Source organism: Sphingomonas sp. P4_G2 (assembly GCF_056401155.1).
This window is the reverse complement of sequence record NZ_JBFUJY010000002.1, coordinates 414,999-428,915: the sequence shown is the minus strand read 5'-3', so window position 1 is coordinate 428,915 and position 13,917 is coordinate 414,999. Positions and strand designations below refer to the sequence as shown.

The following is a 13,917-nucleotide window of genomic DNA, read 5'->3' as shown; positions in this document are numbered from 1 at the left end:
CCACAGCGCGCCGCAAAGGTGAAATCCCATCGTCGCACGACTTGCACAAATCGCCGCCCTTGCGCAAAGCGCTGCTCGCGCGGAGAGGTGGCCGAGTGGTTTAAGGCAGCGGTCTTGAAAACCGCCGTGGGTTAACGCCCACCGTGGGTTCGAATCCCACCCTCTCCGCCAGCGCCACAGTTTGATGTCCAGAAGCCGTGCCTAGGCGCCCGCGCCAACTGTACCCATGTTTGGATGCGGCTTCCCGCAATCTCTGGTAGCATCCCGCCTGGTTTTGGGGAGCGCCAGCGATGTCGATAGGGCCAAGGGCCATTCCGCGCACAATCTTGCTGGCCGCCATGGCCCCAGTAACGATGGCGGCAGCAATAAAGGATACCGGTTCCGCATCGCGTCTGACGCCAGCCGCGGCGGTTGCGGGCCATTGTGCGGCGTGGAACACAACAGACCGCACGAAACGAGACATCCTGCTGAGGCGAGTATTTGCCCGCGACGGCGTTTATAGCGATCCTACGCCGACCTATGTCACCGGCCGCGCCGCCTTGAGCGACGAAATCGGGAGGTTTCAGCGGCAGTATCCAGGCGCGAGGTTTCGGTGCAGCGCTCCGCAAATCCATCACCGCACCATGCGCGTAACCTGGTTGCTGCTCGAACCCAACGGCAAGAGGCCGACGCAGGGGATGGATTTCTACGAGCTCGCACCAGACGGCCTTATCCGTCGCGTTACGGGTTTCTTTGGGCCGCCTCCGGTGCTGGATGCGAGCCGGTGAACGGTGCGAACTTCACGGCACTTTGGCTCTTGGAAAGAATACCCACAATAGCCCGATAGGGCATCCGCCCCCCCCTGCAATCAGTCGCTGGCTTGGAGGAGAAACACCGTGAGCAAACGTCTTCTAGCGATCATCGTCGGATTCATTGTCGGGCTATCGCTGTCGTCGGCGCACGCGGCGTCCGCCGACGATCCGGTCCTGGGGACGTGGCGGCTGAACGTGGCGAAGTCACAATTCACCCCCGGTCCGGGATGGCAGAGCCAGGTCCGGACATATCAGGCCACGCCGGAAGGGGTTGCCGTCACCTGGACGGGCGTCGATGCCAAAGGCGAGAAGATGCAGGTCAGCTACGCCTACGCCTATGACGGGAACGATTATCCGATGCTCGGCTCGGCAAGCTACGACACGCTGACCGCCGTGCGCATCGACGCCTGGACCGTCAGGTCAGAGGAAAAACGGGGCGGCAAAACGGTTGGCGTTGCCGTGCGGACGGTCTCGCGGGACGGAAAGGTGCTAACCATCACCGACAAGGGCACCAACAGAAAGGGTCAGGCTTTCGCGCAGCTGCTGGTATTCGACAGGCAGTAACCGCCCTCGCCGGCGAGCCTCCACCATAAGCCCGTTTCAACGCCCGATGCGAAGGGCGGATGAATGGCCGGAAGCTATTCGGATAGAAGCCGTTTTACGTTGACCGAGTGGCGCGCGGACAACCGGGCGCGAAGAACGTCGAACTTAGAGATGGCGCAAGCTGCCATTTTCATGGTCTGCTATATTCTGGATGGGAACCGGCGGGGGCTGAAATGTCATCATCGATCACGACTCCGGACCGCCGGACCGTTCTCGGCTGGGCGGCAAGCGGGTTCGCCTTGGCCGCCGCGGGCGGTTCCGCAGCTGCCACGCAAACATCCGAACTGATGGGGCTCGAGGCGCGGGCACTCCTGAAGCTTATCCGAACCAGGCAAGTATCGTGTGTCGAGGTCATGCAAGCCTGCCTCCGCCAGATCGACCTGTCGAACGGCAGGTTCAACGCCGTCGTGTCGATGGGCGAGCCCGAAGAACTGCTGCGCGCAGCGCGGGTCAGGGACGCCGAACTGGCGAGCGGGGCGACGGTCGGGCTGCTATGCGGTTTGCCCCACGCCGTCAAAGACCTCGCGTCCTTAAAGGGTTTTCGGTTCACGGCCGGCGGTTCGCCGCTGTTCCGAGATCGGATCGCGACACGGGACAATTTGCCGACCGAGCGACTTCGCGCTGCCGGGGTCATCTTCATCGGCAAGACCAACGCGCCCGAATTCGGCTTGGGCTCGCATACCTATAACCGCGTGTTCGGCCCGACGCACAACGCCTACGACCCTTCGCGTTCCGCGGGTGGCAGCAGCGGTGGCGCCGCCGTGGCGCTCGCTCTGCGGATGCTGCCGCTGGCCGACGGATCCGATTATGGCGGCAGCCTGCGCAATCCCGCTGGCTGGAACAATGTGTGCGGGTTCCGGACGAGCTTTGGTCGGGTGCCGCTGGACGGCCCCGACGCATGGCTGCCGTCCATGGGCGTCGCCGGGCCGATGGCGCGGACGGTATCCGATCTGGCGATGCTGCTCTCGGTCCAGGCCGGCTATGACCCGCGCGCGCCGCTGTCGATGGAGAGCAGCGGCGCCCGGTTCGCAGGCTCGCTGCAGGCCGACCTCCGCGGGAAACGCGTCGGCTGGCTCGGCGATTTCGGCGGCGCCATCACGTCCGAACCCGAAGTTCTGGCGGTTTGCCGCGCATCGCTGGGTCGATTCGCGGCAATCGGCTGCACCATTGGCGAAGCTCTGCCCGCCTTCGACATCGAAAGGGCATGGCAGGCGTTCGTGACGCTCAGGGCCTGGCAGTCGGCAGCGCCCTTGGCCGATATTGCGCGCGACCCGGCGAAACGCGCGCAGCTCAATACGCAGGCCCTGTTCGAGCTCGACCTCGCCAGCCGGTTGAGCCCGAGCGATATCCAGGCAGCCTCGGCGGTGCGCGCCGGCTGGAGCGCGGCGTTCGGCCGCTTGTTCGAGCAGTTCGACGTGCTGGTGGCGCCGACCGCGCAGCTTTTTCCGTTCGACATCGCCCAGCCATGGCCGACCGAAATCGCCGGCAAGCAGATGCGCACCTATCACGAATGGATGAAAGGCGTCTGTCTCGTCACGCTCGCGGGGACGCCGTCGCTGGCGGTTCCGGCAGGGTTCAGCCGCACCGGCCTGCCGATCGGCCTCCAGATCATCGCTCCGAACCACCAGGAAATGACGTCGTTACAGTTCGGCGCGGCATACGAGGCGGCTGAGCCCTTATGGCGAAGGCGCCCACCCAACTTGCGAACGAGTTAGCCAATCTGGCCTCGCACCACGCGTTGCGGATAGTCGTCCAACAGCGCTATCTGGCGACTGCGGGGATGCGCGGCCGGGGAGCGGAACATGGGGAATGCACCAGCGCGAGGCGCGTCGGCCTCCGGCAGAGCGGCATTACTGCTCCGACTGCTCCTGGGGTCACTCTTTATTGCGCATCTCTATTGGAAGTTCGCGATTTTGCCCGGCGGGCTCGATGCCTGGTGGGGAAATCTGCTCAAGGCGGGATATCCGTCCTTCGTTCCTGCCTATGTCCTTTCGGCAGAGCTTGCCGGCGCCCTGCTGCTGATCCCGGGCGTCCTGACCAGATATGTCGCCGGCTATGCCATGCCGATGATGCTCGGCGCGGCTCACTTTTGGATGACACGCAATGGCTTCTTTTTCACCAAGGCTGGAGCCGAACTGCCGCTCGTCTGGCTGGCGCTTCTTGGCATTCAGGCGGTAGCGGGCGACGGTTCCTTCGCGGCGCTCCGGTCACCGGATCCGCGTTGGGCGATGGCATGGTTGCGGCGCCGACGCTTTGCCGCTGCCCGGGCCTGATTGCTCATGGTGAATTCTCGGCGCTCCTTCCGCTAGGCTTCGCCGCCGCCTCGCTCGCGAGGCCAATATCCGCCAAAGGCCGGTTCGCCTCTGTTCAACAGCAGGAATGTGGAGGGCTGGACGGCGACGCGCACGCCGACTCCCGCTTTCCTGTCGAATATAACGTCATTGCTGCCAGGACGATGACTGTCTGGTCGTTTCTAAAACGGTGATCCGCAACGTTGTCAGCGCATTAGGGCTAAGGCGTTGCCTGCAGCCCCGCCATCATCACGCCAAGCAGACGCCGCGCGCTGCCTTCCCAATCTGGCTGATCGCTGCCGCTGCAGATGCCGGCCATCATACGGGCAACGTCCTCAAAACAGATTTCCGCGCGGATCGTACCCGCCGCCCGCGCCCCATCTACCAGACGACGCAGTGCTTCGGACAAGGTGGCCTCCGAGCTGCCGTGGAGTTGTGCGCCTTGTGTATCGGCCCGCAATATGTCGGCGATCACTCGCTTTGCCGCCACATAGTCGATCACCCGATCCAGCCACAGCGCCAAAGCCTCATCGGCCGGATGCTTTTCGAGCAACGTAATGGCTGCCTCGCTCAGTTGTTCGACTTCGCGTGCATAAACCCCTGCCACGAGAGCATCTCGGGTCGGGAAATGGCGATAGAGCGTACCGATGCCGACACCCGCGCGCTTCGCTACATCGCCTGGCGGTACATCAACGCCCATCTCCGCGAACGCCGCCTTGGCCGCTTCGAGCAGCAGATCGCGATTGCGGAGACCATCGGTGCGCAGCTTTCGTGCGCGGGGTGAAAATTTTTCTGACATAGGCCTTGATAAACGGAACGCTATTCCGAATATATATAAACGGATCAGCTTTCCACTTAATCCATGGGTGCAGCCAAAACAATGACCGATGTTCAGAGGCCGGCCATCGAACCGACCGTTTCATGCAAACGTATCACCGCAAGCGGCCAGGTGCGCTCCATTCGTGACCGATCCCGTGGGCTGTGGGCATACGACGAAGAGCTGGCTTGCGGGACGGTCGACCCATCGAACCCCCAAGCAGCCATCTGCACCTTCATTTGAAAGAAACCACCATGCCGAAATCTAAGGGCTTCACCGAAACCGACGTTCCGGACCAGTCCGGCAAGACCTTCATCGTTACGGGCGCCAATGCCGGCGTCGGTTTCGAGATCGCGCGTGTCCTCGCCGCCCGGCGCGCACGTGTTCTGCTTGGCTGCCGCGATCAAGCAAAGGGGGAAGACGCGATCGCCCGGATCCGAAAGGTCGCGCCCGCCAGCGACCTGGCATGGCTGCCGCTCGATCTTGGCGATCTGGACTCCGTGCGAGCGGCAGTCGAAATCGCTGGAAAAGAACCGCGCCTCGACAGCCTGATCAACAATGCCGGCGTCATGAATCCCCCGTTGATGCGGACCAAGCAGGGGTTCGAATTGCAATTCGGCGTCAACCATCTCGGTGTCTTCGCGCTGACCAATCTGCTGGTGCCCAAGCTCGCGCAGACGCCGGAATCGCGCGTGGTCGTAACGTCGAGCATCTCGCACCTGAAAGCCAGGATCGATTGGGGCGACCTCAACGCCGACAAGAACTACATCAAGACCGAACGCTACGGCGCCAGCAAGCTGGCGAGTGCGCTGTTCTTCTTCGAACTGGATCGTCGCCTGCGCGCGGCGAAGTCGCCCGTCACTGCGATCGGCGTCCACCCGGGCATCGCCGCAACGAGCCTTGGTCGTCACATGGGACTTGCCCAGATCGCAGGCCCGATCGTCGGCCTGCTACTCAACAGCGCTGACAAGGGTGCGTGGCCGGCGCTTCTGGCCGCGACCGGCAAGGTGAAGCCCGGTGGATATTACGGTCCCACCGGCTTTGGCGGAATTCGCGGTGTCGCCGGCGAAGCAAAGCGCGCGCCGCATGCCGAAGATCCAGCGCTCGCGAAGCGGCTGTGGGAGGTCTCGGTGACGATGACGGAAATCGATCCCGGCCTCCCGGCGGTCTGATTTTGCTCATGGTGTGGGATTGCGCCGCGCGTCTTACTCTTCAAACGGAAACGGTGATCATATGTCGGAGAAAGTCTGGTTCATTACGGGCGCCTCACGCGGATTTGGCCGCATCTGGGCTGAAGACGCTCTCAAGCGGGGTGACAAGGTCGTTGCTACCGCGCGATCGCTGGCCGACATCGCGCCCCTCGCCGATGAGTTCGGCGACGCCGTCCTGCTTCTGGCGCTGGACGTGACTAACCGCGACCAGGTTGCCGATGTCATCGCAAAGGCTCACGCGCATTTCGGCCGTTTGGATATCGTCTTGAACAATGCCGGCTATGCGCTCGTCGGCGCGATCGAGGAAGCGAGCGAGGCCGAGGTTCGCGCCGAGTTCGATACCAACCTCTTTGGCCCTCTCGCTGTCATCCAGGCAGCCCTTCCGCTTCTGCGTGCACAGCAGGGCGGCCATATCATCGGCGTCTCGAGCGTCGCGGGGGTCTATGCCGGGCCGATCACAGGCTTCTATCACGCCTCCAAGTGGGCGTTCGAAGCGCTCCACGAGAGCCTTTCGAAGGAAGTCGCGCAGTTCGGCATCAAAGTCACGCTCCTGGAGCCCGGTCCGTACGCGACAGACTTTTCGAGCCAATCCTCGCTGAGGCTCGCCACGGGCATTGAAGCCTATGCGGAGACGCGGGCACAAGTGTTTGCCGGCGGAGCAACCACGAATTTCGGCGATCCTGCCGCGACCTCGACGTCCCTTTTCAAGGTGGTGGATTCGGAACAGCCGCCGCTGCGCTTCTTCCTTGGCACCGAAGGGCTACCAGTGGCGCGCGCGGCCTATGCTGAGCGTCTTGCCGCCTGGGAATCCTGGGAAGATGCTTCGAACGCGGCCCAGGGCCAGCCCAGGAAACAAGCCCTTGACCTTTGATGCGATGGGCGCGCGGAGGATAGAGGGGAATGCAGGCGCCGACCAAAAAAGCGAGATGGCCGTCGTTAAGCCCCAAAGGCGCCGAAACCCGCCGATAGCCGCATAACACGGAGTATCCATATAATCGTCAGACGGTTATAACGATTTCATAGTGCTCACCATCATCGAGCGTGGCCCGTCAGCGCAGGTTTCGATCGCAACGGGGCCGCTCTCCAAGAGCAGCCCCGCCGATCGTCTTCAACGACGCCTCAGACCATCGCTGCCTTTTCCGAGGCGGCGAGCGCCGCGGCGAAGTCGCGATAGGAATGAAGCGGGCGACCCAGCAACCGGGTAAGACGCTCGACGTCACCCGCTTCCGGGATCATGCCGTCGCTGACAAAGCGCTCGGCCATCAGGCGCATCTCATAGGCTGCCCATTTCGGCATGAAGCTCGCCAGATTCTGCTCGAACGCGCTGGGGTCATCGCCACCATAGACGATCGGGCGACCGAGGAGGTCCGACCAGATGGCGGCCACGTCCGAACCCGTCAGCGTGTCGGGGCCGACAAGATTGATCGTCTCAACCGGCAGCTTATCCGGTGCCTGCGCACGACGGATAAGCTCGATCGCCGCGACTTCTGCGATGTCGCGCGCATCGACCATGGCGAGACCCTTGCCGCCGATCGGCATGGGATAGACGCCGTGGCCGACAATGACGTCCTTGCTCATATGCTCATTGTCGATGAAGTAGGACGGGCGCAGGATCGTGGCGCTGAAGCCCATTTGTTCGATCATCCGCTCGGCACCGAATTTCACCGCGAAGTGCGGCACGTTCACGAACCGATCGGCATGGATCACCGACAGATAGACGAGTCGATCGACACCCATCTCGCGCGCGATGTTGAGCGCGATGAGCGCCTGGGTGAATTCATCGCCGGTCACCGCGTTGAGCAGGAAAAATGCATCGACGCCGGTGAAGGCCTCGCGCAGCGCGTCGATATCGAGCAGGTCGCCCTGCACGACCTCCACCCCGGCGGGGACATCCGCCTTCGACGGATCGCGGGTGAGCACGCGCACGGCGATGCCACGGTGGACGAGTTGATCGACGACATGGCGCCCGACGCGGCCGGTCGCGCCGATAACGAGAATGGTCATGATGTGTCTCCTGAGATGTCGTGATTGACGCCCCTGAAATTAGTGATCCACACTTGAGCTAATAGACGCTATATCTGGACACGCCGTCTCGTAGATGGAACACATGGACCTTCTCGCGCTCGCCGATTTCAACCTAGTCGCCAGGCATGGCGGGTTCGGACGCGCCGCGCGGGCGGCGCTACGCCCCAAGGCGACCCTGTCCCGACGGGTGTCGGAATTGGAGGCCAGCCTGGGGGTGCGGTTGTTCGAGCGCGGCGGGCGCGATCTCAAGCTCACCGAAGAAGGACGAGCGCTGCACGAACGGACCGCGCGGCTGCTTACCGAGCTCGACGAGACGGCGGCGGCGATAGCGGCGGGCGGTGACACGCCCCGGGGCCGGCTGCGGATCAGCGCCCCTTCGCTCTTCTCGCAAATCGCGATGGGCAGGCTCGCCGCCGGCTTTGTGCTCGAATATCCACAGGTGCGGCTGGAAGTCACACCCGAGGACCGCGCAGTCGACATGATCGAGGAAGGCTATGATCTGGTCATACGGGTCAACCCACGACCCGATGAGAGCCTGATCGGCCGGGCTTTCCTGCATGACCGGCTGGTCGTCGTGGCAGCACCCGCGCTCGTTCGGCCGATTGACGGTTCTGCGGTTCGCGCCGTCGTGCGTGGATCGGCCGATCTAACGGGCTGTTGGAACGTGATCACGACGAGCGGACAGTCGACGATCGCGATCGATCCCATCCTGTCGCTCTCGTCGATGGTGATGGTCCGCGACGCGGTTCGACAAGGCGTCGGTGCTGGCCGCCTGCCGCTTTCGCTGGTGAGCCATGACCTGGCGGCCGGCCGGCTGGTGGCATGGGCCGATGTCGACGAGCCCGAGACCAGCTTGTGGGCGCTATATCCGTCGGCCCGGCTATTAAGCGGGCGCGTGTCCGCGTTCCTGGCGTATCTGAAAAAGGCGTTCCCCAGCGGCTCGCCCGACGAGTTGGCGGCGTTTATCGATTAGCGGTGTGTTGACGCGGCTCATCAGCGCCGCGGTCCTGATCGCAGCGCGGCTTGGGCGCGCAATGATTGGCCGATTGCCGCGCATCGCAGCGCTTCGCGCTATCGGCTCGGCGCAGCTGGACACAGTCTTTGTCGGCGGCTGAGGTGACGGCGGCGACCTGGCCGACGGGCATCTGGGTCAGGCCGAGTCCCGCTACCGCTCCGACCAGCAGCCCGATCCCGGCGAACGCGCCATAGCGGCGCATCACCGTCGGTTTGCGGGCGGGAGGATGGTAGAGCGAGGTGCCTGGTTTGCGACGCATGATATTATCTCAGCGACTTATCAGATTTCTCAGCGTCTTCCATTAACCAAGAACGCATCGTGGTTACTTTTTGATGGCCCAGCCCTTCGGATCAGGCGGCGCCCACCTCGACCAGCGCTTCGTACAGATGGTCGGGCAATGTGCAGTGGAACAGGCAACCCGCCTGGAAATCGTCGGCCCAGCGGACCGTCGCCGCGATCTGTCCGGCACCGGGCAGAGTCAGCCAGATCACGCTGTCCTTCTTGAGCGCCGAATAGGTCGAGATGCGCGCGCCTTCGGGCGACAAATCGGTCACGCGGCACAATGTCCGGTCGAGCCCACTCCTGCCCAGCTTGGCGTCCAGCGACACGGGTGCGCGCGGCGACCGCCGGCGGTTCATCACCGCAGGTTCGAATTCCGCCGAAATATTGATCTGCCTGGCTTCCATGACGGAAAGTCTAGGCACGCGATGCCTAAGACAGCGTTAAGGACGCCCCCCTCCCGACACGCGAACGCCGCGCTCCCAGCAGGGAACGCGGCGTCGAACGTCACGCAGCCGCCGAAGCGGCGCGGCTTACTTCTTCGTGAGCGAGAGCCCGCCGAAACGCTTGTTGAAGCGCGCCACCTGACCGCCCGCATCGAGCATCTGGCCGCGGCCGCCGGTCCAGGCCGGGTGCGACAAGGGATCGATTTCGAGCGTCATCGTGTCGCCTTCCTTGCCCCAGGTGGAGCGCGTTTCGTACACGGTGCCGTCGGTCATCTGGACCTTGATCATGTGGTAATCGGGATGAGCGTCTTTCTTCACGTCGCGAAATCCTTTTGAAAGCCGCCGGTTTCCGACCGGCAGCGAAGCCGCGGCGCCTAGCAGAGGGTGCCGCGCGACGCAACTATCTCGGAAAATGCCCTCAATAATATGCGGCGCATGGGGCCGGTGCGTCAGGCCGCCGCTGGTGGATCGGCGATCATCGCGGTGAAGTTCGCCTGCGCGGCCAATTGCCCATCAATCAGCGCCCGGCCCGCAAATTTACACACCGACGAGCGCTTCTGAACGAAATCGACTTCCAGCCGAAGCAGCACGCCGGGTTCAACCGGCTTGCGGAACTTGGCTTCGTCGATCGCCATGAAATAGACCAGCTTGCCCGAGCCCGCGAGGCCCAGACTCTCGACCGCCAGCACGCCGGCCGCTTGCGCCAGCGCCTCGACGATCAGCACGCCGGGCATGATCGGACGTCCAGGGAAATGACCCTGGAAGAAGCTTTCGTTGATCGTCACCGCCTTGATCGCCGCGATCGACCGGTCGAGGATCAATTCCTCGACACGGTCGACCAATAGCATCGGGTAACGGTGCGGCAGCGCCGCCATCACCCGCCCGATATCGAGCGGACCGATGGAAGCGGCTGCCGTCGCCTCTTCGCTCACCGTCCGGACGGCTTCTTGCCGGTCGACGGTGCGGGCGTCGGTGCCGGCGGCAGCGCGCCACCAGGGACGCCCGCTGGCGGATTGCCGCGCGGCGCCGCCGGGGCACCCGCGGGGTTGCCGCCCGGCTGCCAATTGGCCGGCGGGGTGATGCTGACCGTGGTCACCAGTTTGTTGAGCTCGGCGGTGATGTCGTCGGTGATGTCGGCATTGGCGTCGAAATCGAGCGCCGCTTCCGGACGGATCACCAGACTGACGCGCTTGGTCGTCTTGACCGTGGCATAGGCCTGCTGGAACTTGGCCGAGATCTGTTCGATCGCGTAAGCGCGGGCGCGCAGGGCAGGCATTTCCGCCGTCGAAGCCTGCTGTTCCTTCTGCTGGATCGAGGCGAAATTGGGCGAGGCGCGCAGCTTGGCGAGCTCGGATTCGTCGAGCTGGCCATCCTTGTTGGCGTCGAACGCCTGCTCCAGCGGCGCGAGCTCCTTGCGGATCGCTTCGGCCTGATCGAGCCCGGTCTTGTAGGTGGTCTTGATCTGGCCGATCGCATTGGTGAACGCCGCCGTCTTCAGGATCGCGGTCTGCGGGTCGGCGACGGCGACGGACTGCGCCGACGCGGCGGGCGCCAGCGCCAGGCCGGTCGTCAGCGCCACTGCGCCGATGCCGAGATATTTGGTCATGCTATTCATCAGAATTGGGTCCCTACGTTGAATGTGATGAGTTTTGTATCGTCGCCAGGCGAGTGCAGAAGCGCCTTGGCGATGTCGATGCGAAGTGGCCCGAAGGGCGAATTCCAATTGACCCCGAAGCCGATCGAGACGCGCGGCCGCGGCGTGTCGCCGAGGAACTGCTCGAGGAACGGTCCGGCCGAGGTGGTCAGTGCGTTGTTGGCGGTGCCGCCGACGCAATTGCCGCTCGCATCGGGAATACCGGTCGCGCAGGTCGTCGACACGGGTGTGCCGGTGGAATCGGTGTAGCTATAGAGCAACTGGCCCGAGCCGTTGCGCACCGGTGTAACGATCGGGTCGTAGATTGTTTTCCCACTGGCATCGACATGGGACGGGAATGTCGTCAGCTGCGGCTTGGTTACGCCCCAGACGGCGCCCACGTCGAGGAAGATCGACGGACGAAGCCCCAGCTCGCGCACGCCGCCCGAAAGCGGAGGCTGAAGCTCGAACCGCACGAGATAATAGGCCCGACCACCCAAGGCGTCGTCGATATAATTCTTCTTGTCGGGATCAAGTGTCTGGGCGGTGACGACGCCGTTCGCGTCGGTCGTATTGAGGTAATTGATACGACGGACACGCGGACCGACGCCGCGAATGTCGAACCCACGGATCTGCGGCTCGCCGAGATAGAAACGATCGGTGATGCGCACCTTGTCGATACCGGCGCCACGGCTCTTTTCCAGGCTGGCGATGTAGCCGGCTTCGCCACTGATCGAGAAAATCCAGTTATGGCCGAGGTTCACGTATTTCGACGCTTCGATGCGCGACCGGACATAGCGCACGTCGCCGCCGAGCCCAGCGAAGTCCTGGCTCAGCACCAGGCGCTTGCCCGCGGTCGGCCTCAGACGGCTGTTGAGACTGTCATAGACCAATGAATAGCCGAGAACGGACGACAAGCGGTTGCCGATCGCGTCGCACAAATAACGCCCCGCCTTGAGCGGATCGCAGGTATCCGGAATACCGTCCGCGTTCGTGTCCGAATAATAAGTCGACTTGTCGAGTCCGACTTCATCATAGGTCAGGCCGTAGCGCGCCGACAGCGACCAATATTCGGTGATCGGCACGCCGGTACGCACCTGGAAGCCGGTCGAAACCTGCGAATAGGTCGTCTGACGCTGGTCGCCGAGATAGTTGAACGAGTTATAGTCGCGGCGGAAGAGGTCGACGCCGACGGCGACGTTCTTGTTGAACAGATACGGCTCGGTAAAGCCCAGCGAGACCGACTTCGAATAGACCGAATAATCGACATTGGCGCGCAGTTCCTGGCCCTTGCCGCGGAAATTGCGTTGCGTGATTCCGGCCTGGATGATGAACCGCTCGAGGCTCGAATAGCCCGCCGACAGCGACAATTCGCCGGTCGCCTTTTCCTCGACATTCGCGTTGAGCACGACGCGGTCGGGAGCAGAACCCTGCTCCTGCTTGATTTCGAACTTGTCCTGGAAGAAGCCCAGGCTGTTGATGCGATCCTGCGAGCGCTTGACCTGGAAACTGTTGAACGCATCGCCTTCCGCCAGGCGGATTTCGCGGCGCACCACCTTGTCCTGGGTATTGCGGTTGCCGGTAATGTCGATCTTTTCGATGTACGATCTTTTGGCTTCCGCGATGTGGAAGTTGATCGACATGGTCAGCTTGTCGGGGTCGCGGTTGAACTCCGGGTTCACGTCGGTGAACGCATAGCCGAACAGCCCGGCGGTCTCGTTCAGCCGGTCGACCGAATCCTCGACGCGCTTGGCATTGTACCAATCGCCCTTGTTGATCCCCAGGCCTGTGGCCAGCTTGTTGTCGTCGAAATCGCGGATATCGCTGTCGACCGTGACGTTGCCGAACTTATAGCGCGGACCTTCTTCCACCACATAAGTGATGATGAAGTTCTTCTTGTCCGGGGTCAGCTCGGCCACCGCCGAGGTCACGCGGAAATCGGCGTAACCCTGGGTCAGGTAGAATTGGCGCAGTTTCTGCTGGTCATAGGCCAGGCGATCCTGGTCGTATGAGGTGTTGGACGACATGAAGCGGGTCAGCCGCGCCTGTTTGGTGACCATCTGCTCGCGCAGTTTGCCATCGGAGAAGACGTTGTTGCCGATGATGTTGATCGCGCGGACCTTGCTCTTGGGTCCCTCATCGATCTCGAACACGACGTCGACGCGGTTCTGGTCCAGGCTGACCATCTTGGGCTCGATCCGCGCGGCGAAGCGGCCCTGGCGACGATAGAGCTCGACGATCCGCGCGACGTCCTGACGCACCGCGGTGCGGGTGAAGATCTGGCGCGGGGCGAGCTTGATTTCCTTGGTGATCTTGTCCGACTTGAGAGTCTTGTTACCCTCCAGGATCACGCGGTTGATGATCGGATTCTCGCGAATGCGGATCGCGATCTCGCCGGTTTCGACACCGGCGATCGACACGTCGGCAAACAGATCGCTGGCGAGCAGGTCGCGCAGCGCCTGATCGAGCGTTTCGTTGGTATAGGCCTGGCCGACGCGCAGCTTGGTGTAGGACAGCACCGTTTCCGGCTCGATCCGTTGCGAGCCCTCGACGCGGAGAGAGCGGATGACGCGCTGCGGCGCCACAGCCGGCGACGTCGGCGCAGCGGGCGCGGTCTGCGGCGTGGCAGGAGCAGTCTGCGGTGCCGCAGCGGCGGGTGTGGGAGCGGCGGGCGCAGCGGCGGTCTGGGCGGCAGCTGCCACCGGGACCCCCGAGAGCATTGTTCCCGCGAGCAACACCGTCACGGCGCGCGTTCCGAACTTCGACGTATTGATAACTTTCACCATTCCACCCCAGCCGGAGACAT

The 13,917-nt window shown here is 63.2% G+C and carries 15 protein-coding genes and 1 tRNA gene; 8 read left to right on the top strand and 8 right to left on the bottom strand.

What is annotated here, in order from left to right; genetic code table 11:
* Nucleotides 1-81: 81 nt before the first annotated feature.
* From AC1DRD_RS07530 to AC1DRD_RS07510, 5 genes are all read left to right on the top strand, one after another.
* Nucleotides 82-171: transfer RNA gene (locus AC1DRD_RS07530), tRNA-Ser, on the top strand.
* 119 nt (nucleotides 172-290) lie between these two features.
* The gene (locus AC1DRD_RS07525; RefSeq protein ID WP_478040903.1) at nucleotides 291-767 is read left to right on the top strand and encodes a nuclear transport factor 2 family protein; all 477 of its coding nucleotides are present in this window, start codon (nucleotides 291-293) and stop codon (nucleotides 765-767) included.
* A gap of 108 nt (nucleotides 768-875) precedes the next feature.
* Nucleotides 876-1,355, top strand: coding sequence for a hypothetical protein (locus AC1DRD_RS07520; protein ID WP_478040902.1), 480 nt, complete (start codon nucleotides 876-878; stop codon nucleotides 1,353-1,355).
* A gap of 212 nt (nucleotides 1,356-1,567) precedes the next feature.
* Entirely contained in the window at nucleotides 1,568-3,109 is a 1,542-nt protein-coding gene (locus tag AC1DRD_RS07515; protein ID WP_478040901.1) for an amidase, read from the top strand.
* 87 nt (nucleotides 3,110-3,196) lie between these two features.
* A complete protein-coding gene (locus AC1DRD_RS07510) occupies nucleotides 3,197-3,667 on the top strand; it encodes a DoxX family protein (protein ID WP_478040900.1) in 471 nt (156 codons plus the stop codon).
* A gap of 238 nt (nucleotides 3,668-3,905) precedes the next feature.
* Here the strand turns inward: AC1DRD_RS07510 and AC1DRD_RS07505 are convergent, their stop codons facing one another.
* A complete protein-coding gene (locus AC1DRD_RS07505) occupies nucleotides 3,906-4,484 on the bottom strand; it encodes a TetR/AcrR family transcriptional regulator (RefSeq protein ID WP_478030117.1) in 579 nt (192 codons plus the stop codon).
* A 272-nt stretch (nucleotides 4,485-4,756) separates the two neighbouring features.
* Between AC1DRD_RS07505 and AC1DRD_RS07500 the strand changes: the two genes are divergently transcribed.
* Nucleotides 4,757-5,674 carry an oxidoreductase gene (locus tag AC1DRD_RS07500; protein ID WP_478040899.1) on the top strand — a complete coding sequence of 306 codons (918 nt, stop codon included), beginning with the start codon at nucleotides 4,757-4,759 and terminating at the stop codon, nucleotides 5,672-5,674.
* A gap of 61 nt (nucleotides 5,675-5,735) precedes the next feature.
* Nucleotides 5,736-6,584, top strand: coding sequence for an SDR family NAD(P)-dependent oxidoreductase (locus AC1DRD_RS07495; protein ID WP_478040898.1), 849 nt, complete (start codon nucleotides 5,736-5,738; stop codon nucleotides 6,582-6,584).
* A gap of 248 nt (nucleotides 6,585-6,832) precedes the next feature.
* Here AC1DRD_RS07495 and AC1DRD_RS07490 read toward each other — a convergent pair whose 3' ends face one another.
* Nucleotides 6,833-7,717 carry an SDR family oxidoreductase gene (locus tag AC1DRD_RS07490; RefSeq protein ID WP_478040897.1) on the bottom strand — a complete coding sequence of 295 codons (885 nt, stop codon included), beginning with the start codon at nucleotides 7,715-7,717 and terminating at the stop codon, nucleotides 6,833-6,835.
* A gap of 103 nt (nucleotides 7,718-7,820) precedes the next feature.
* On the opposite strand from AC1DRD_RS07490, the gene AC1DRD_RS07485 reads away from it, so the two are divergent.
* A complete protein-coding gene (locus AC1DRD_RS07485; protein ID WP_478040896.1) occupies nucleotides 7,821-8,711 on the top strand; it encodes a LysR family transcriptional regulator in 891 nt (296 codons plus the stop codon).
* Here AC1DRD_RS07485 and AC1DRD_RS07480 read toward each other — a convergent pair.
* From AC1DRD_RS07480 to bamA, 6 genes are all read right to left on the bottom strand, one after another.
* Nucleotides 8,701-9,012: a hypothetical protein gene (locus AC1DRD_RS07480; RefSeq protein ID WP_478040895.1), complete on the bottom strand. Its 312-nt coding sequence runs from the start codon at nucleotides 9,010-9,012 to the stop codon at nucleotides 8,701-8,703. The two genes, AC1DRD_RS07485 and AC1DRD_RS07480, sit on opposite strands and share 11 nt — an antisense overlap.
* A gap of 91 nt (nucleotides 9,013-9,103) precedes the next feature.
* The gene (locus tag AC1DRD_RS07475) at nucleotides 9,104-9,439 is read right to left on the bottom strand and encodes a PilZ domain-containing protein (RefSeq protein WP_478040894.1); all 336 of its coding nucleotides are present in this window, start codon (nucleotides 9,437-9,439) and stop codon (nucleotides 9,104-9,106) included.
* Nucleotides 9,440-9,565: 126 nt separating this feature from the next.
* Nucleotides 9,566-9,796 carry a 50S ribosomal protein L31 gene (rpmE, locus tag AC1DRD_RS07470; protein WP_066806082.1) on the bottom strand — a complete coding sequence of 77 codons (231 nt, stop codon included), beginning with the start codon at nucleotides 9,794-9,796 and terminating at the stop codon, nucleotides 9,566-9,568.
* Nucleotides 9,797-9,927: 131 nt separating this feature from the next.
* Nucleotides 9,928-10,410: a 3-hydroxyacyl-ACP dehydratase FabZ gene (gene fabZ, locus AC1DRD_RS07465; protein WP_478030110.1), complete on the bottom strand. Its 483-nt coding sequence runs from the start codon at nucleotides 10,408-10,410 to the stop codon at nucleotides 9,928-9,930.
* On the bottom strand, nucleotides 10,407-11,093 hold the full coding sequence (locus AC1DRD_RS07460; RefSeq protein ID WP_478030109.1) for an OmpH family outer membrane protein: 687 nt from the start codon (nucleotides 11,091-11,093) through the stop codon (nucleotides 10,407-10,409). Before AC1DRD_RS07460 ends, fabZ begins: the two co-directional genes overlap by 4 nt.
* Nucleotides 11,093-13,897 carry an outer membrane protein assembly factor BamA gene (gene bamA / locus AC1DRD_RS07455; RefSeq protein ID WP_478040893.1) on the bottom strand — a complete coding sequence of 935 codons (2,805 nt, stop codon included), beginning with the start codon at nucleotides 13,895-13,897 and terminating at the stop codon, nucleotides 11,093-11,095. Before bamA ends, AC1DRD_RS07460 begins: the two co-directional genes overlap by 1 nt.
* Nucleotides 13,898-13,917 lie beyond the last annotated feature (20 nt).